This is a genomic window from Rhizobium azibense (genome assembly GCF_004342325.1).
GTDB lineage: Bacteria > Pseudomonadota > Alphaproteobacteria > Rhizobiales > Rhizobiaceae > Rhizobium > Rhizobium etli_B.
Window position 1 is genome coordinate 207313 of sequence record NZ_SMBJ01000012.1, and the last position, 17743, is coordinate 225055.

Annotated in this window: 16 protein-coding genes; 1 reads left to right on the forward strand and 15 read right to left on the reverse strand. The window is 62.3% G+C overall.

What is annotated here, in order from left to right; genetic code table 11:
• Window positions 1-63: 63 nt before the first annotated feature.
• Genes EV130_RS27295 through yajC form a run of 4 tightly spaced genes read right to left on the reverse strand, consistent with a single transcriptional unit; the run spans window position 64 to window position 4229 of the window.
• The gene (locus tag EV130_RS27295) at window positions 64-900 is read right to left on the reverse strand and encodes a phytoene/squalene synthase family protein (protein ID WP_420493371.1); all 837 of its coding nucleotides are present in this window, start codon (window positions 898-900) and stop codon (window positions 64-66) included.
• Between the two features lie 17 nt (window positions 901-917).
• A complete protein-coding gene (locus tag EV130_RS27300; RefSeq protein ID WP_074061107.1) occupies window positions 918-1304 on the reverse strand; it encodes an Mth938-like domain-containing protein in 387 nt (128 codons plus the stop codon).
• Window positions 1297-3837 carry a protein translocase subunit SecDF gene (gene secDF, locus EV130_RS27305; protein ID WP_132662275.1) on the reverse strand — a complete coding sequence of 847 codons (2541 nt, stop codon included), beginning with the start codon at window positions 3835-3837 and terminating at the stop codon, window positions 1297-1299. The genes EV130_RS27300 and secDF overlap by 8 nt, the downstream gene beginning before the upstream one ends.
• A 44-nt stretch (window positions 3838-3881) precedes the next feature.
• Window positions 3882-4229, reverse strand: a complete 348-nt coding sequence (yajC, locus tag EV130_RS27310) for a preprotein translocase subunit YajC (RefSeq protein ID WP_022715367.1) — start codon at window positions 4227-4229, stop codon at window positions 3882-3884.
• Window positions 4230-4440: 211 nt separating this feature from the next.
• Here yajC and EV130_RS27315 point away from each other — a divergent pair, with 211 nt between their 5' ends.
• The gene (locus tag EV130_RS27315) at window positions 4441-5313 is read left to right on the forward strand and encodes an ATP-binding protein (RefSeq protein ID WP_074061105.1); all 873 of its coding nucleotides are present in this window, start codon (window positions 4441-4443) and stop codon (window positions 5311-5313) included.
• Between the two features lie 76 nt (window positions 5314-5389).
• Here the strand turns inward: EV130_RS27315 and EV130_RS27320 are convergent, their stop codons facing one another.
• The 11 genes from EV130_RS27320 to EV130_RS27370 all read right to left on the reverse strand — a co-directional run bounded on the left by EV130_RS27320 (window position 5390) and on the right by EV130_RS27370 (window position 17724).
• The gene (locus tag EV130_RS27320) at window positions 5390-6982 is read right to left on the reverse strand and encodes a M23 family metallopeptidase (protein ID WP_132662277.1); all 1593 of its coding nucleotides are present in this window, start codon (window positions 6980-6982) and stop codon (window positions 5390-5392) included.
• Between the two features lie 172 nt (window positions 6983-7154).
• A complete protein-coding gene (locus EV130_RS27325; RefSeq protein ID WP_074061103.1) occupies window positions 7155-7808 on the reverse strand; it encodes a protein-L-isoaspartate(D-aspartate) O-methyltransferase in 654 nt (217 codons plus the stop codon).
• Between the two features lie 6 nt (window positions 7809-7814).
• Window positions 7815-8582 carry a 5'/3'-nucleotidase SurE gene (gene surE / locus EV130_RS27330; RefSeq protein ID WP_074061102.1) on the reverse strand — a complete coding sequence of 256 codons (768 nt, stop codon included), beginning with the start codon at window positions 8580-8582 and terminating at the stop codon, window positions 7815-7817.
• A 4-nt stretch (window positions 8583-8586) separates the two neighbouring features.
• Window positions 8587-9870 (reverse strand): serine--tRNA ligase, encoded by a 1284-nt coding sequence (gene serS, locus EV130_RS27335; RefSeq protein WP_132662279.1) that lies wholly within the window; start codon window positions 9868-9870, stop codon window positions 8587-8589.
• Between the two features lie 101 nt (window positions 9871-9971).
• Window positions 9972-10799: a twin-arginine translocase subunit TatC gene (tatC, locus tag EV130_RS27340; RefSeq protein WP_074061100.1), complete on the reverse strand. Its 828-nt coding sequence runs from the start codon at window positions 10797-10799 to the stop codon at window positions 9972-9974.
• The gene (gene tatB / locus EV130_RS27345) at window positions 10796-11446 is read right to left on the reverse strand and encodes a Sec-independent protein translocase protein TatB (protein WP_132662281.1); all 651 of its coding nucleotides are present in this window, start codon (window positions 11444-11446) and stop codon (window positions 10796-10798) included. Before tatB ends, tatC begins: the two co-directional genes overlap by 4 nt.
• Before the next feature lie 50 nt (window positions 11447-11496).
• Window positions 11497-11688 (reverse strand): twin-arginine translocase TatA/TatE family subunit, encoded by a 192-nt coding sequence (locus EV130_RS27350; protein WP_022715359.1) that lies wholly within the window; start codon window positions 11686-11688, stop codon window positions 11497-11499.
• A 187-nt stretch (window positions 11689-11875) separates the two neighbouring features.
• Window positions 11876-12589, reverse strand: a complete 714-nt coding sequence (scpB, locus tag EV130_RS27355; protein WP_132662283.1) for an SMC-Scp complex subunit ScpB — start codon at window positions 12587-12589, stop codon at window positions 11876-11878.
• On the reverse strand, window positions 12589-13449 hold the full coding sequence (locus tag EV130_RS27360) for a segregation and condensation protein A (protein ID WP_074061097.1): 861 nt from the start codon (window positions 13447-13449) through the stop codon (window positions 12589-12591). The genes scpB and EV130_RS27360 overlap by 1 nt, the downstream gene beginning before the upstream one ends.
• Window positions 13450-13469: 20 nt before the next feature.
• Entirely contained in the window at window positions 13470-14483 is a 1014-nt protein-coding gene (gene nagZ / locus EV130_RS27365) for a beta-N-acetylhexosaminidase (protein ID WP_132662285.1), read from the reverse strand.
• Between the two features lie 121 nt (window positions 14484-14604).
• Window positions 14605-17724 (reverse strand): SPOR domain-containing protein, encoded by a 3120-nt coding sequence (locus EV130_RS27370; protein WP_132662287.1) that lies wholly within the window; start codon window positions 17722-17724, stop codon window positions 14605-14607.
• Window positions 17725-17743: the final 19 nt, after the last annotated feature.

Below are 17743 nucleotides of genomic sequence, written 5' to 3' on the forward strand. Positions count from 1 at the left end.
TCCGATTTGAGGTAAGCGGTTGTCCCCTTATAGTGTCCGAGCCTTGCGCGAGTTTGAACAGCTTCATATTTTCTTGCGCATCAGCGCCAGCGTCATGACGAGTTGGCGGCGCCATTGCGGCTGTTGCAGCGATTGGTCAAACAGGGCAGCACCGGCGTTCTGCGCCTTCATCAGCATTGGCTCGGCAAGCGTCACAGGCAGGAAGGCTGGGAAAATGGCTGGCGGGAGCACGATCGCACGGGCCTTTGCGAGATGATCGCGGCCAAGGCCGACGAAGGCTTCGATAGCAGCGGAAATGCGCGCCTTGTCCTTGCCCGCCAGGAAGCTGTCGCGGTCGAGCCCGGTGGCGCTGAGAATTTCGAGCGGAATATAGAGCTGGCCGCGATGGCGGTGCAATGGCATCAGCAGCAGCATGCCGGCAATTGCCTGTGCGACGCCGGCATGGCCTGCGGCCTCCGCGGATTTCGCCGCCTCTTCCGGCGACAAGACCAGGCTTGCCAGCTGGATCAGCGCAGAGGCCGTCTCCCCGGCATAGCCTTCGAGTGAGGTGCGCGTTTCCATCGGATCGTCGTAGAGATCGAAGATGCGGGCATCGATCATATCGATGAGCGTCTGGCGCGGCAGGCGGTGGGCTTCGACCGCGCTCAGCAAGGATGCGGCAACAGGATTTGCCTCGGTCGAGCCATGGGCGCTGCCTTCCAGAAGATCGCGCCAGTATTGCATCCGCACCTCGCCGGGCAGCGGCTCGTGCACGAGATCGCGGATGCGGGCGAGTTCGGCATTGAAGGCGTAAAGGGCGGCGAGTGCGCCGCGCTTGTCCTGCGGAGACAGCAGGCAGGCGAGATAGCGATCGCGGTCGCTGTCACGCAACATCGCCAGGCATATCTCCTGGTTGCTCATCGGTTTGTCCGTCATTGTCAGACCGCAATCAGAGCCGCCGCGACGGCGCGGGATTCTGCGAGCATGATGTTGAAGGTGCGCACGGCAGCACCCGTGCTCATCGGGTCGGAAGAAATGCCGCGGGCCTTCAGAGCATCCTTCAGCTCCGGTGGCAAGCGGCGAAGCTCGGTGCCTGTCCCGACCAGCAGAACCTCGATGTCATCTGCCTCGTCCAGCACTCTCTTGAAGCTTGCGACGCAGAGCCCTTTCGACATGTCCATGTCCCACCCGTAGATACCGGACGGCAGACAAAGGATGGAGCCGCGATGAGACATATCGGCAAAGCGGAAGCCGCCGTTTCCGTATGTGTCGACGGGAGCACGGCCGGGAAAATGGGCTTCGCGGATTTCGATGCCTTTAGCCATGGCTTGCTGTGGCCTTTCCGGATTTTTCATCGGTGGCCCCATCCTCTTTCTCGTCGATGGTTTTCGGGCGAAGCCTGAAGAGGATCAGTACCGGCGCTGCAATATAAATGGAGGAGAAGGTGCCGACGGCAACGCCGAAAAGCATGACGAGCGCGAACGAGCGCATGTCCTCGCCGCCGAACAGGTAGAGCGCAGCCAGCGCAAGCAGCGTCGTTGCCGAGGTCAGGATGGTGCGCGACAGCGTCTGGTTGATCGAGGCGTCGATCAGGATCGGCAGCGGCATCCTCCTGAAGTGCTTCAGGTTTTCGCGCATGCGATCGTAAACGACCACGGTGTCGTTCAAAGAGTAGCCGACGATCACGAGCAATGCGGCGATGCTCGTCAGATTGAACTCGATCCCGGTGACGACGAAGGAACCGAGTGTCAGAATGACGTCGTGCAGCGTGGCGATGATGGCGCCGACGGCGAACTGCCACTCGAAGCGCAGCCAGATATAGACGAGGATCGCTCCAAGCGAAGCAAGAACGCCGAGCGAGGCCGTCTTCGTCAGCTCGCCCGAAACGGCGGGGCCGACGACTTCGACGCGACGGAAATCATATTGATCGGCAAGCTCGCTGCGCACGAGTGTGATTGCCGACTGCTCGGCATTTTCGCCGCCGCCCTGCGCTTCAATGCGGATGATGGCGTTTGTGGCATCGCGCAGGCGCCTGGCCTGGATATCGCCCAAGTTCAGTTGGCTCAGCCGCGTACGGATATCCTCAAGATCGGCCGGTCCCTGCTTCGACCTCACTTCGATGACGGAGCCGCCTGTGAAATCGATGCCGAGATTCATGCCGATGGTCACTACGGCCAGCATGGAAACGAGCGAAAGGGCAGCAAGCGCAGTGAAGCTGTAGCGGCGGATGCCCATGAAGCGGATGTTCGTGCCGTCGAAGAGATCGGTGTGGACGCTCTTCGGCAGATGCTTGAGGCGACGGTGGCGCACCCAGGCAACGACCAGCGGGCGCGTGAACACGAAAGCAGTGAACGCCGTCGTGAGAATGCCGATCGCAAGTGTAACCGCAAAGCCGCGTATGGCATCGCTTCCGAGATAGAAGAGAATAGCAGCGGCAATCAAGGTCGTGATATTGGCATCGACGACGGTCATGAACGCTCTGGAATAGGCTATGCCGATTGCCTGGTCGAGATGCGTTCCGCCCTTGACCTCTTCGCGGATACGTTCGTAGATCAGAACGGTGGCGTCGACCGCAATGCCGATCGTCAGCACGATGCCCGCAACACCCGGCAAGGTCAGCGGCGCGCCCGACAGGCTGAGAACGGCAAGGATCATCATGACGTTGACCACAAGCGCCGCCCCGGCAATCACGCCGAGGATGCCAAAGAAGGCCACCATCAGACCGATCACGAGAACGGCGCCGACAAACCCTGCCACGAGGCCCGAAAGGATGGATCCTGCGCCGAAACCGGGATCGATCGTCCGCTCCTCGACGATCGTCAGCGTTACGGGAAGCGCCCCGGAGCGCAAGATTGCAGCGAGGTCTTCCGTCTCCTCCTGCGAATAGTCGAGCGGTATCTCGCCCCTGTTGCCGGCGACCGGTTCGCGGATATCAGGCGCAGCAATGACCTGGTCGTCGAGCAGGATTGCGACGGACCGCCCCACGTTGTTCTGCGTCAGCTCGGCAAATCGCCTGAAACTCTCGGGATTGAAGCGAAAGGTCAGGATGGAACTGTCTTCGTCGTTGCCGGGCTCGACCTGGAAATCGCTCAGATCGGCCGACGACAGTATTTCCGTGCGCTCTACAAGATAGGCGTCCGGCGGATCGTCCTGTGAATAGACGATCCGCGAACGCGCCGGCACGGTGCCGCTCATCGCATCCTGCGGCGACATGCTGCTGTCGATCAGGTGGAAGGAGAGCCGGCCATCCTGGCTCAAAAGATCCTTGAACCGCTGCGGGTCGGCGAGACCCGGCACCTGGACGGACAATCGATCCGGGCCGCCGGTTTCGATGACGGGATCGATCCCGCCCACCTCGACGGCACGACGGCCAACGATATCGACCGACTGAGTGAGCGCCGCCGACAGGCTGCGGGCGATCGCCTTGCCGGTGATGTGCAGCGTCAGCTGGCCGTCATTGCCTTTCACGAGCGTGACGTCCGGATCCGGGGCGCCGGCTTCTGGAACTGTCAGCGGCCTTAAGACGCTGACGGCCCGCTCGATCTGGCTCGGATCGGTGATGCGGACCTGAATGGTCTGGCCATTGCCGGCGAGGCCTGTATAGCGAATTCCGGCTTCGCGCAGCCTGGCGCGCACGCTCGCAACGGTGTTTTCGAGCCGCTTCCTGACGATATCGGAGCGCTCCGCCTTCAGCACGATATGCGAGCCGCCCTGAAGATCGAGGCCGAGTGCTACCCGCTTCTGCGGCATCCAACCCGGCAGCGAGACGTCCGTGAAAAGATTTGGGGCGGCGCCGAGCGCCGCCACCAAGACAATGAGCCAGATCAGAACTGTTTTCCAACGGGAAAAATGGAGCATTTCAGTCTTCGACACCTCTGATCCGGCTGATCTGCCCGCCGGAATTACGCAGCGTCTGCCTTTACAGGCTCGCCTTTTACCCGAACGTCGGCGATACCGCTGCGAACCACGCGAACGCGCACGCCTTCTGCGATCTCGACTTCCAGTTCCTTGTCGTCGACGACCTTCGTCACCTTGCCCACCAGGCCACCGGCCGTGACGACCTGGTCGCCGCGGCGGATCGCGCTCAGGGTTTCTGCACGCTTCTTGGCCTGGGCGCGCTGCGGGCGGATCAGCAGGAAGTACCAGACGACCATCAGCGGCACGAACAGGATGATCATTTCGAAGCCGGAGCCGAAGGGCGACGCAGCGGCATCCGGTGCGGCCTGGGCAAATGCCGGGGTGATGAACATTGATAAGCTCCTCAACTACGGGCGGGCGTATATCCGCCTCTCTTTTTCGGGTGGCCGGACTATAGTTGCGGCAAGAATGAATGCAACAAAAACAGCCTGCGGGCGTACCGATTCCGCTGTCTCATAACCTTTCCGCTGTGGAAAGGCCATGCTACTGCGCGTCGAAAACCGATGCGCTTATGGCGCGGCAGGAAATTCAGGAGGACATGCAATGGCCGAAGAATTGAACAGCGTCATTTTGCAGGAACTGAGGCGGCTTGCCAATGCGATCGAGCGGCTGGCCGGTCCAGCGCCCGGCGTCAACGACTGGGACGCCGCCGACTGTTTCGTCTGGTCGCCTGCCCGCACTCATCTGCAGCCAGTCGCGCGCCCCAACCGTGTTGCCTTGAAGCTCATCCGCGGCGTCGATCATGTGCGTGACATCCTGCATGAAAACACGGTGCGCTTTGCCGAAGGATTTGCCGCCAACAACGTGCTGCTCTGGGGCGCGCGCGGCATGGGCAAGTCGTCGCTGGTCAAAGCCGTGCATGAGGACGTGCGGCGACAAAGCGGCGTTTCGCTGAAGCTTGTAGAAGTGCATCGCGAGGACATTGCGAGCCTTCCGACCCTGCTTGATATTCTGAAGGTAGTGCCGCATCGCGTCATCGTTTTCTGCGACGACCTTTCCTTCGACCATGACGATACCGCCTACAAGTCGCTGAAGGCAGCGCTTGACGGCGGCATAGAGGGCCGACCGGACAACGTGCTTTTCTACGCAACTTCCAACCGTCGCCACCTGCTGCCGCGGCATATGATGGAGAACGAGCAGTCGACCGCGATCAACCCATCCGAGGCCGTCGAAGAGAAGGTCTCGCTTTCCGACCGTTTCGGCCTCTGGCTCGGCTTCCACAAATGCAGCCAGGAAGACTATCTTACGATGATCGACGGCTATGCTGAGTATTTCAAGCTGACGCAAGATCGCGAGAAGATGCATGCGGAAGCGCTGGAATGGGCAACCACGCGCGGTGCGCGCTCCGGCCGTGTCGCATGGCAGTACATCCAGGATCTCGCAGGGCGCATGCGCGTTGCGCTCGTCCGCGACTGAGCCGAGCTACGGCTGCTGTAAAGCGACAAAAGCCCGGCGATCAGCCGGGCTTTTGCACGTCCTCGAAACGCTTTACCTACTCGAGGAAGGTGATCGGATTGACCGGCGAGGCGTCCTTGCGGACTTCGAAATGGACCTGCGGTTGCTTGACGCTGCCGCTCATGCCTGAAACGGCGACGGTCTGGCCGCGCTGGATCTTCTGGCCACGGGCCACGCTCAGCGTGTCGGCATTGCCGTAGACGGTCACCGTGCCGTCGTCGTGACGGATGAGGACGGTGTTGCCGAGTTCCTTCAAACCGTTACCTGCATAGATGACCACACCGTTTTCGGCGGCCTTGATCGGCGTGCCCTGCGGCACGGAGATGTCGATACCGTCGTTGCGGCTGCCGTTGACGTTCGCGCCGTAAGCGGCAATGACGGCACCGCGAACCGGCCAGCGATACTTGCCGATGCCGGTCGATTCCGGGGCTGCTGAGGCGACGTCGGACTTCTTCTCGACTTCGTCGACGGTCTGCGTGGCAACCGGCGCCTGGTAGGAGGCCGGCTGAGCGGACGCCGTTTCAACTGCGGCCGGAGCAGCAGGCTTCGCTTCGGCCTTGGCCGGAATGGACGCAGTCTTCGTCTGATCGGCAGAACTGGAACCTTTCGGGATCGTCAGCGTCTGGCCGATGCGGATCGAGCTTGCGGAAAGGTTGTTCGCAGCCTTGAGATCATCGATCTTCGTGCCGGTCGCCTTGGCGATCTTGGCGAGGGAATCGCCAGGCTTGACCGTGTAAGTGCCGCCGCCGGTATTCGGATCCTTTCCGGCACCGGCTGCAACCTTGCCCGTGGAAGCATCCGCGCCTGCCTGCGACTTGTCGCGAGCAGCGTTGGCGCCCGGCAACACCGCGAGGTTCTGGTCGGGGATCTTCGACGGCTGCGGGATTTTACCGGACTTGGAAAGGTCGGTGGCCTGCGCGGAAGCCTTGGCAGCATTCCTGCCGCCGTTGAAGGTCGGAATGAGGATCGTTTCGCCTGGCTTGATGGCAGCAGCCGACTTCATGTTGTTGACGCGCAGAATTTCCTTTTCGGGAACGCCGTAGCGGTTGGCGAGCGTCGCCAGATTTTCGCCCGGACGCACCAGGATGGAGGGCGCGTTGGCCGCGGACCATCCCGACACCTTCGGCGTCGTGCCTGTCGTCATCGGATCGGGCGCGGCCAGCTTCGGAGCAGCCGGCATCTGGCGGGAGGCCCGTGAGCCGGAAGGAGCTGCCGGGAACGGCTGGGCCATGGCGACCTGATTGTCGCGCGAGGGCGCCGGGGATGCGCCCGTCGGCGCGGCAAGTTCGGTGCGCTGGACAGAAACTGGAGCCGAGGCAAGGCGCGCGCTCGAGCTTGCCGTACCGTTCGTCGCCGGATAAGGCTGATTGAGTGCGTCATTGCCGCCATTGTAGGAGGGCTGCGCCATCCCGGACTGAAGATCGGCGCTCGGGACCGGATCACTCTGCGAACCACTCATGTTCCGCCTCGGTACAGAACCGGTCGTCATCTGATCCTGGCCGGTCCCGGCAAAGAGGCCGCCGAAGCGGGTCACATCCGAACTGCAGCCCGTTGCGGTGCTTGCCAGCAAGGCCATAAACAAGAGATTGCCGGCAGGCTTTCCGAACATTGGCGAAACGCTAAAACGCATGACTCGACCCACTCATAACTCAACCATTCGTGGGTATATTAAAGCGCGTTAGTGTTACCACCCGGTTAAAGCGCTGGAATCAGTGCGATTTTTTTGAGGAATTGATAACCATAGTTCTGCAGGTGAGAAATCACAGCCGTCGGACACACTGGAAATGCTCGCCAAATTGGCCTCAGAGCTGGAAAGCCAATCTCGGCACAATGGGCAAATAGGGTACGTCGAAAAGCTCTTCGCGCTCGAAGCGGCTGCCGGTCTTCGTCAGCCGGACCATGCGGCACTGGTCCTCGGAGATCATCAGCGGCGCGATCATGGAACCGCCGGAGACGAGCTGGTCGGCATAAAAGCGAGGCATGGTATTGAAAGCGGCCGTGACCAGGATGCGGTCGAAAGTCCCCTCGCCCTGCAGACCGTTGCTGCCATCGGCCTGCCGCACGACGATGCTGCGAAGGCCGAGCTGATCCATGCGGCGCTGCGCGTTGGCCGTCAGCGTCTTGTAGCGGTCGATCGTCAGCACGCGCTCGGCGATGCGGCCGATGACGGCTGCGGTGAAGCCGCTGCCGGTGCCCACTTCGAGCACACGCTGGCCCGGCTTGACCTTCAGAAGGTGCAGAATGCGGACGGCAAGATCAACGCCTTCCAGGAACGAGCCGCACTCGATCGGGATCGTCCGGGTGGAATAGGCGTCGTCGGAAAATTGCGGCGGCACGAAAAGCGAGCGCGGCGTCTGCTCGACGGCAGTCAAAAGATCGATGTCTGAGATGCCCTCCGCCCGCAGCCTGAGGACGACCGCTGCAAACCCTTCCTTCTCGACCAGCCGTGCCGTCAAAACGTCCTACTCCGTGCCTGAAAGCGCCCGCGCCACGCGGTCCTTCACGGAATAATCGGTCAGATCCAGTTTCAAAGGTGTTACCGAGATCTTATTATGCTTCAGTGCGTGAATATCCGTGCCCTCTGCAAAGGCGCCGGCACGCTCGCCGAACTTCAGCCAATAATAGGGCAAGCCGCGACCGTCGGAGCGTGCATCGACCTGCAGGTTGAAGGCAAGTTTGCCCTGGGCCGTGACTTCGGCACCCTGCACATCTTGCGGTCGGCAGTTCGGGAAGTTGAGGTTGAGGAAGGTGCCTTCCGGCAGGCCGACCGTCATCAGCCTGTCGAGCAGCGCCGGCGCATGGGCCTCGGCGACCTCCCACGGCACGATGCGCGCGCCATCGGAATAGCTGTAGGCCTGGCTCAGCGCAAAGGAGCGCACCCCCTGCATCGTGCCTTCGATTGCCCCGGCAATGGTGCCGGAATAGGTGACATCGTCGGCGACGTTCGACCCTGAATTGACGCCCGACAGCACCAGGTCGGGCTTGATATCCATCACCTGCTTGATGCCCATGATGACGCAGTCGGTCGGCGTGCCGCGGAGCGCGAAATGCTTGTCGGCCACCTGACGCAGACGGAGCGGCTCGGAAAGGCTCAACGAATGAGCCAGGCCACTCTGATCCGTTTCCGGCGCGACGATCCAGACGTCGTCGGAAAGGGTGCGCGCAATCCGCTCAAGTGCCGCAAGGCCCTCGGCATGGATGCCGTCGTCATTGGTGAGCAGAATGCGCATCGTTTCAGGCCGCCCGTTCGATCTTCGTCAAGCCGCCCATATAGGGCAGCAGCGCCGCGGGGATAGTTACCGATCCATCCTCGTTCAGGTAGTTTTCGAGCACTGCGATCAGGCAGCGGCCGACGGCGGTTCCGGAGCCGTTCAGCGTGTGAACGAACTTCGTGCTCTTGTCATCCTTGCCGCGATAGCGCGCATTCATGCGCCGCGCCTGGAAATCGCCGCAGACCGAGCAGGACGAGATTTCCCGATAGGTGTTCTGCCCTGGCAGCCATACCTCGATATCGTAGGTCTTGCGCGCCCCGAAGCCCATGTCGCCGGTGCACAGCGTCATCGTGCGGAAATGCAGGCCGAGCCGCTTCAGTACCTCTTCGGCGCAGGCCGTCATGCGTTCATGCTCGGCCATCGAGCTCTCCGCATCGGTGATAGACACCAGTTCGCACTTCCAGAACTGGTGCTGGCGCAGCATGCCGCGCGTATCGCGCCCTGCCGAACCTGCCTCCGAACGGAAGGATGGGGTGAGCGCGGTAAAGCGCATCGGCAGCTTTTCCTGCTCGAGAATTTCACCCGCGACGAGATTGGTCAGCGTTACTTCAGCCGTCGGGATCAGCCAGCGGCCATCCGTCGTCCTGAAGAGGTCTTCCGCAAACTTGGGAAGCTGTGCGGTGCCGTACACGGCCTCGTCGCGTACCATCAGTGGCGAGCTGACCTCGCTATAGCCATGTTCCGTCGTGTGGAGGTCGATCATGAACTGGCCGAGTGCCCGCTCGAGCCTTGCAAGCGGTCCCGTCAGCACCGTGAAGCGCGAACCGGAAAGCTTGGCGGCCCGTTCGAAATCCATGTAGCCGAGGGCTTCGCCGATTTCGAAATGTTCCTTCGGCGTGTGGTTCCAGCGCGGCTTTTCACCGACCGTGCGAGCGATGACGTTGTCATGCTCGTCGTTGCCGACCGGTACGTCGTCGAGCGGCACGTTCGCAACGCGCGCCAGCGCGTCGTTGAGCTCGGCGGTCAGCTGGCGGTCTTCTTCTTCGGCCGCCGGCAGCAAGACCTTCATATCGGCCACTTCGGCCTTCAGCTTTTCGGCAAGCTCGCTGTTCTTCTGCGCCATCGCCGCACCGATCTCCTTGGAGGCGGCGTTTCGGCGGGACTGCAGGTCCTGCACCTTCTGTACGGCAGAGCGGCGCTTCTCATCGAGAGCTATGAGGCTTCGGGCCAAGGGCTCTGCACCGCGCTTGGCCAGTGCTTCATCGAGCGCCTCGGGATTCTCACGGATCCATTTGATATCGAGCATTGTCGTTCCGGGTCGTTACGAAGGACATGACCCGGCCAAAGCCTGACCGGGCCTCGACCGGATGTTCTGCATGCGTTCAGGAAGGAATTTCGGAGAACCGCTCAGACGCTGTCCGTCTTGGCAACGTCCGCAGACCCGTCCGCCCCTTCGACCGCCTGCCGGGAACGCTGGCGCTCCACGAGTCGCGCAGCGTAGATGGCAATCTCGTAGAGAAGGATCGTCGGCAGTGCAAGGCCGATCTGGGACATCGGATCGGGCGGCGTCAGCACGGCGGCGACGACGAAGGCGAGCACGATCGCAAACTTGCGCTTCTCGGCAAGCCATTGCGAGGTGAGCAGGCCGACGCGCGCAAGCAGCGTCGTGACGACCGGAAGCTGGAACACCAGACCGAAGGAGAAGACGAGCGTCATGATGAGGCTCAGATATTCCGAAACCTTCGGCAGCAGCGAGATCGCGACATCGCCCTCTCCCGGCGCCTGCTGCATGGTCAGGAAGAACCACATCACCATCGGCGTGAAGAAGAAATAGACGAGAGCGCCTCCAAGCAGAAACAGGACCGGCGATGCGATCAGGAACGGCAGGAAGGCCGCACGCTCGTTCTTGTAGAGGCCGGGGGCGACAAACTTGTAGATTTGCGCGGCAATGATCGGGAAGGCGATCACAAGACCGCCGAACATTGCGACCTTCACCTGCGTGAAGAAGAACTCCTGCGGAGCCGTATAGATGAGCTGCGCCTTCGTTACATCGAGGCCGGCCCAGTTGACTGCCCATTTGTAAGGATAGACCAGGGCGTTGAAGAGATGCTTGGCAAAGATGAAACAGACGATGAAGGCGACGAAGAAGGCGCCGATCGCCCAGATCAGCCGCGTGCGCAGCTCCATCAGGTGCTCGATCAACGGCTGCGGCTTGTCTTCAATATCACCGCTCATGCCTCGTCCTTCTTTTTCGTCGCCGTCTTCTTCGCAGCCGCTGCAGTCTTCCTCGCCTGAACAGGCTTTGCCGAAACAGCCTTTGTTGCTGCGGCGGGATCTGTCGCGACGGCGGGCTTTGCAGCAGCCGCACGCTTCGGCTTTGCAGCGATGGCGGCCTCGGCTTCAGCCGCAGGCAGCGCCTTTTCGGCGGCAGCGCGCGGCTTGCGCGAGGCCTTGGGCTTTTCGGCGACCACCTCTGCCGGCGCAGCTTGCGGAGCCGGCGCGACGACAGGTGGCGTTTCGGGCAGGCTCATCGACGGCGCCGGAACGCCAACCGGCGGCGCTTCGGTCTTGTTTTCGACCGACGTTGCCTTCTGCAAGTCGGCCTTGATGTCGTTGCCCATCTGGCGAAGCGGGTTCATCGCCTCGCGCAGGCTGTTTGCCGGATTGAGCCGCTGCGCATCGCTGATCGTCTGGCGCACGTCATCAAGATCCGCCTCCCGCAGCGCCTCGTCGAACTGGGCGCGGAATTCGCCGGCGACCTTGCGGGCACGCTGCGTCATCTTGCCGAAAGCGCGCAGCATCGGCGGCAGATCCTTCGGACCGACGACGACGATCAACACGACCGCGATGACAAGCAACTCGGTCCAGCCAATATCGAACATTCAAGGCTCCTGGAGGGGAAGCGGGGCAAAGCCACCCGTTCCCGGACTTGTTACTTCGGTTCGTCGGCCTTGTGATCGACGGTCTTCGCCGTGTCAGGCGCTTCTTCGTCGTTGATGCCCTTCTTGAAGCTCTTGATGCCCTTGGCAACGTCGCCCATGAGCTCCGGAATCTTACCGCGGCCGAACAGCAACAGCACGATGACCAGAACGATCAACCAGTGCCACATGCTAAAAGAACCCATTACGCATACTCCCTGTTGCGATCTTTCTTCGATGTAAGAGTTTCCGACATCGTTTCCAATATCGAAAATCCCCTTGAGTTGACGCTTAATGTCACGGGTTCGCCCATAATGACAAGTCGTCCGGGTATCGAATTATGGTGATCTCTATTGTTTTCGTCGTCGGTGTCAAAACAAAGACCGGATGACACTAATCTTCCAAGGCGCCGCCGGGCGCCAGAAGGCCCAATTCCTCGAGGTCCATCTGCGTGATCGGATCCTCGTCCTCGGTCAGTTCGTCGCTCATCAAGGGCGACGGGATGTTGAAATTCGCAGGGATGCGGCCGGAAAGAAGACCGGCACCCTTCAGCTCCTCCAACCCGGGCAGGTCGCGCAGTTCCTCGAGGCCGAAATGATCGAGGAAATCGCGGGTCGTGCCGAGCGTCACGGGCCGACCGGGCGTGCGGCGGCGGCCGCGAAAGCGCACCCAGCCTGCTTCCATGAGCACGTCCAGCGTGCCGCGTGAGGTTTGCACGCCGCGGATATCTTCGATCTCGGCGCGGGTGACCGGCTGGTGATAGGCGATGATCGCCAGCACCTCGAGGGCGGCACGCGACAGCTTCTTGACCTCGTTCTCGTCACGGCGGATGACGAATGAGAGATCGGCCGCTGTGCGAAAGGCCCAGGCATCGTCCACCTGGACGAGGTTGACGCCGCGCGGCGCATACTGCTCCTTGAGACGGAGCATGAGGGCGCGGACGTTGAAATTCCTCGGCAGACGATCGGCGATGAAGGCTTCGGAAACCGGCTGGGAGGAAGCAAAGACCAGGGCCTCGGCGATGCGCTCGGCCTCCATCTGCGCCTGGAAATTCTCGTGGAAAGCGCCCTCGCCTTCGCCGCGGCCGATATCGTCTCTGGAATCCATCAAGCGGGCCTCTCCTGCTCGACGACCTGCAGGGTCGCATGCTTGGGTCCCCGGCGCAGATAGAGAGGCTCGAAGGCGGCGTCCTGACGGATCTCCAGCTTGCCCTCGCGTACGAGTTCTAGCGAGGCGGCAAAGGCACTGGCGATTGCCGTGACGCGTTCTTCCGGCGATGCCATATAACGAAGCAGGTAATGCTCCAGCGCCGTCCAGCCGCCGAACTCCCCAATCATGCGCGTCAGCAGTTCGCGGGCATCGGTCAGGGACCAGACGGTGCGGCGCGCGATCGTGACCTGGGTCACGGCCTGGCGCTGGCGGAGCGACGCATAGGCCGTAAGCAGATCGTAAAGGCTTGCCTCGTAAGCGGATTTTTGCCGGTCCGGAATATGCTCGGGCGCGCCGCGGGCAAAGATGTCACGACCGAGACGGTTGCGGTTGACGAGCCCGCTTGCAGCCTCACGCATGGCTTCGAGGCGTTTCAGGCGGAATGCAAGCGTTGCGGCCATCTCCTCGCCGGAGGGGCCGTCGTCCTTGACCTGCTGCGGGATCAGCAGGCGGGACTTGAGATAGGCGAGCCACGCCGCCATCACGAGATAATCGGCGGCAAGTTCGATGCGGATGCGGCGGGCGGTTTCGATGAACTGCAGATACTGCTCGGCAAGCGCCAGCACCGAAATGCGCGAAAGATCGACCTTCTGGTTGCGGGCGAGATAGAGAAGGAGATCGAGCGGGCCTTCGAAGCCGGCAACGTCGATCACCAGTGCCGGCTCATGGCTCGCGCGTTCGGCGCCATTGTCCTGCCAAAGCTTGTCCATTGGCGTATTCGGCCTCTGTGTCCACTCTGTGCCTTTGACCGTGTTCACCTCTGCCTCTCTTCCATCGCTCAGACGGTTGCGAACATTCCGTCGAATTCGGCGCGGATCGCCGCCTCGTCGGACTGGTCGACTGTTGGGAAGCCCGCCAGCAAGGCATTTGCCCGCTCAAGCGAGGCACCCGCCAATACCGGCGTGTTTGCCACGACCTGCTGCATCTCGTCCATATGGCCGTTGCAATGCAGCACGATATCGCATCCGCCTGCAATGATATTTTCAGCCCGCTTGCCGATTGTCCCGGCCAAGGCGTTCATCGAGGTATCGTCGGAAAGCAACAGGCCCTTGAAGCCGATGCGCTTTCGGATCACGCCCTCGATCACCTTGCTCGAGGTCGTCGCCGGATTGTCCGGATCGATCGCTGCGAAGACGACGTGGCAGGTCATTGCCGCAAGCTCGTCCTTCATGGCGATGAAGGGCTTGAAGTCGTGCGCTTCCAGTTCATCGCGCGAGACCGTGACGACCGGCAGTTCGTGATGGGAATCGGCAAACCCACGGCCGTGGCCCGGCATATGCTTCATCACCGGCAGAACCCCGCCGGCCTTCAGCCCCTCGGCCGCGGAGCGTCCCATATCGGCCACGGTGTCGGGATCATCACCATAGGCGCGGTTGCCGATGACGCTGCTACTTCCCTCCACAGGCACGTCGAGAACAGGCAGGCAATCGACATTGATACCGAATTTGAGAAGATCGAAGGCATGCAACCGCGACATCAGCCATGCGGCGCGCAGTCCCTGCTCGCGATCGCGCCGGTAGAGATCCCCGAGCGCCTGGCCGGAGGGATAGTGCTGCAGGATCGGCGGGCGGATGCGCTGCACGCGGCCCCCTTCCTGATCAATCAGCACCGGCGCGTGCCAGCCGACGCTTTCGCGCATTTCCGCAACGAGATCGGCGATTTGCTGCGGCTCGCAGATATTGCGGCCAAAGAGGATAAAGCCGAAGGGCCGTTCAGCCTTGTAGAAGGCCTTTTCTTCAGGGGTGAGTGACAGGCCGCTACAGCCCAGGATCATCGCTTTTGATTCGGTCATATCCGAATCATAGAGGCCTGACGGGGAATTGCGAGTAAGGTCAAGCGCCATTCACAGGAAAGCAGGACATACAAAAAAGCGGCGGGACATGCCCGCCGCTTGAAATCAAGTGATCACAGGTTCACTTCGAAATCAGGCAGCTGCCGCCGGCTGAGCGATATTGCTGGCAAAGGGCTGCGGCCTCGTCCTTGGAGCCGGCCGGGATCCGGACGCGGTAGAACGTGCCCTTGCCGGCGATTTCGGCCTTTCGGATTTCAAAGCTGCGGCCGCCGAGAACGCTTGCAAACTTCTTCGACAGGCTCGCATAGGATTTCTTAGCCTCTGCTTCGGACGGCAGCGACGCGATCTGCATGCCGTATCCGCCAGCCGGTGAGGCCTGCTGCGGCTTTGCAGCGGCAGGCTCGACCGATGCGACCTCAGCCGGCTTGGCTTGCTGCTCGGCCGGGCGGACGTTGCCCTTCTCCGTCACGGTGCCGACGACAGTGACCGGTTGCTCTGCCGGACGGGCCGTCGGTACCGGCGCCGTGTCGGCAGGTTTTTCAGCGGCGGGCGGTGTCTGAACCGGGTGGACGGGCTGTTCGACCTTCGCAGTGGCGGGATCTGCAGCGGCAATCTTCGCGGTGGCCGGATCTGCAGCGGCAATCTTTTCCAGGGTGGACGTGGATGGTTGCTGAGCGGCGGGCAGCGGCGCGACGGTGGTCGTTTCGACAGGCGTCGCGCCGATATCGGCGGAGGCAACCTCCTTGCTCGCCGGGAAGCTTGCCGCCGAACCGCCAGATGCCGCAACAGCGGCAGGCGGCTGAACGGAAGGCTCTTCAACCGGTGCGGCGGGCTCCTCGCGGGCAACCAGCGTTCCGTCCGGCTTGACGATCATCGTGCGGACCTTGCGCGGTGCAACGGCCGGCGGACGATCGCCATTGGGGCCCTCCTCGGCCGCAGCATCCCTTTCCCCCACATCCTCGCTCGGAAGCAGCCGCGGATCCTGCGTATCGCCGACCGGCGTACTTGCCGGATTGTCGGCGATGGGTCCGTCGTTGTCTTCCGGCAGAACTTCGGGCGTCAGGGTACGCTGAACGACATCAACGGGCTCTTCGTCGGATGAAACGAGTGCCTTCTGCTTCGGCGCCTCGGTCGCACCGGCAACGCGATCATAGACCGCCTTGTCCTGGTTCGGCACGGTCTTGCCACCCGGATTTTCCGGGACGATCTTGACCGGTTCCTTGTCGGCCACGATCACGCGCGGTTCGCCGCCAGCAATGCCGAGACCGCCGTCGGTAACGACCGAATAGACGCCGTAGGCGCCGCCTGCGAAGACGACGATCAGAGCGGCGGCCGCAAGCAGCCGTTTCATGGAACGGGCGCGGCCCATGTCCTCGGCCTCAGCCGCCGATTGGATACGGACCTCGGCTGGCGCTTCGGCGCGATGAACGGGTTCACGAACGCTGCGGCGAAAATCCTCCTCAAGCGCACGCTCGAAATCGTCAGGTCCGCCGGCCGACTGCGGCCGAGCCGCCACCGGCGCTGCTGCAACAACGGCAGCGGCTGCTGCGGGAGCCCAAGCGGGTGCCGCTGCCGGAGCCCAAGCAGGTGCTGCAACAGCCGGCTCCTTTTGGACCGACGTTTCGAAGAGGCTTGCGATTTCCGCGTCGACGTCGAAATCGAAGTCGTTTGCCGGCGCAACCGGGGCCGGCTGCTCGACGGGCGGCAGCGACGGCACATGCATGTCCTCGACAGCCTCGGGATGATGATCTGCCTCGGCAATCATCGAGGCATCGAAGGGCAGATCTTCTTCGCCATCGGCTGCAGCGGACTTGCTCTCCACGGCTGCGGCATGGGGCGGGGCTTCGTAAGGCGAAGCGGCGGCAAACTGCCCGACTGGCCGGGCGACAACCACGGCAGGCGGCGCTGCGGCGACGACAGGGGCAGGTTCCTGGGTCTTTGCAGGCTCGGCAAAATCCAGATCGGCGAGTTCGAGTTCGATGCCTTCGAGATCGAGTTCGAAATCGTGGCCGGCAAACGGATCTTCGCTGTCAGCATCCTCGATAGCAGTTGCGGCCACGGCGGGTGGTTCGGCAGCGGCAGGAGCAACGTCCACCGGGACGGCGGCAGGAGCAACGTCAACCGGGACGGCGGCAGGAGCAACGTCAACCGGGACGGCGACAGGTGCAACGGCCACCGGAGCGGCGACAGGTGCAGCAGCAGCGGACGCGACGACCAGAGGCTCCCACTGTTCGAAAGGCGCCGCCTTCGGCTCCACGGGCGCAGAGGCCAGACGCTCAGGAACCGGATAACGGGAGACGTCGGCGAGCAGATCATCGAACTCGAAGGCGATCGGCTGGTTTTCGAAAGGCGCTTCAGTCAGCGCGGCGTCCGCCTGTACGACGCCTTCCGTTGCGGCAGCAACCAGATCGAAGGGTTCAGCTTCAACCCGCGGCTCCATCAAAACCGGCGCCTCGACCGGCGAGAGCATTTCCTGGGCTGGCAATTCGTCCATGACCACCTCGTCATGGCGATCGAGTTCGGCCGGAAAGCCTTGCGGAGCTGTCGCTTCGAATTCCTCGGCCGGATCAAAGGCAACCGGCTCCATTGCCGGTTCGGGCCGGATAACCGGCTGAACCTGCCCAAATGGCTCGAGCTGCTGTTCGGGAACGGCGAGCGCGTCGACAGGTGCGGCGGCTTTTGCGGGCGATTCAACAAGCTCGTCGCGACGAGCGGCATGGAAGTTTGCAAGCGGAAGCTTGATGCTGGCAGCTGACCATTGCGGCGCCCTGGCAGGGGTTGAAGCCTGCGGAATCTGAACCGTGGGACCGCCGATCGAAAGCTCAAGCTCCTCGATCAGATCACGGGCGCCACCGGAAACCGGTTCGGACACTTGGGGCGCGGCCCAATCGGCGGCGGAAAGCATCTCGGCCCCATGCCAGCCGGGCGAAGTGGCAGCCGGCGGATCGACAGGATCCGGCTCGACGATGGCATCGGATGCGGAATAGTCATATTCCTCGGCGGCAGGTTCGGCCGGACGATCGAGGCCTGCAAGCGGCCGCGGAGCGTCGAAACGCTCGAATTCGCGGAGAAGCTCGTCCTCGAGATTGAGGGCCGGCTCCTGCCGGGGCACCTCAGGAACCGTATTGGCGGCCACACGCGGCTCGAAGCCTACGATACGCGCAAGCTCAGCCAGCGGATCGCCCTCGTCAAAAAGCTCCGTCTTCTTTCGCGTATCATACGCCAGTTGTTTGTCAGCCATACTCATCCCACCCGTAAAC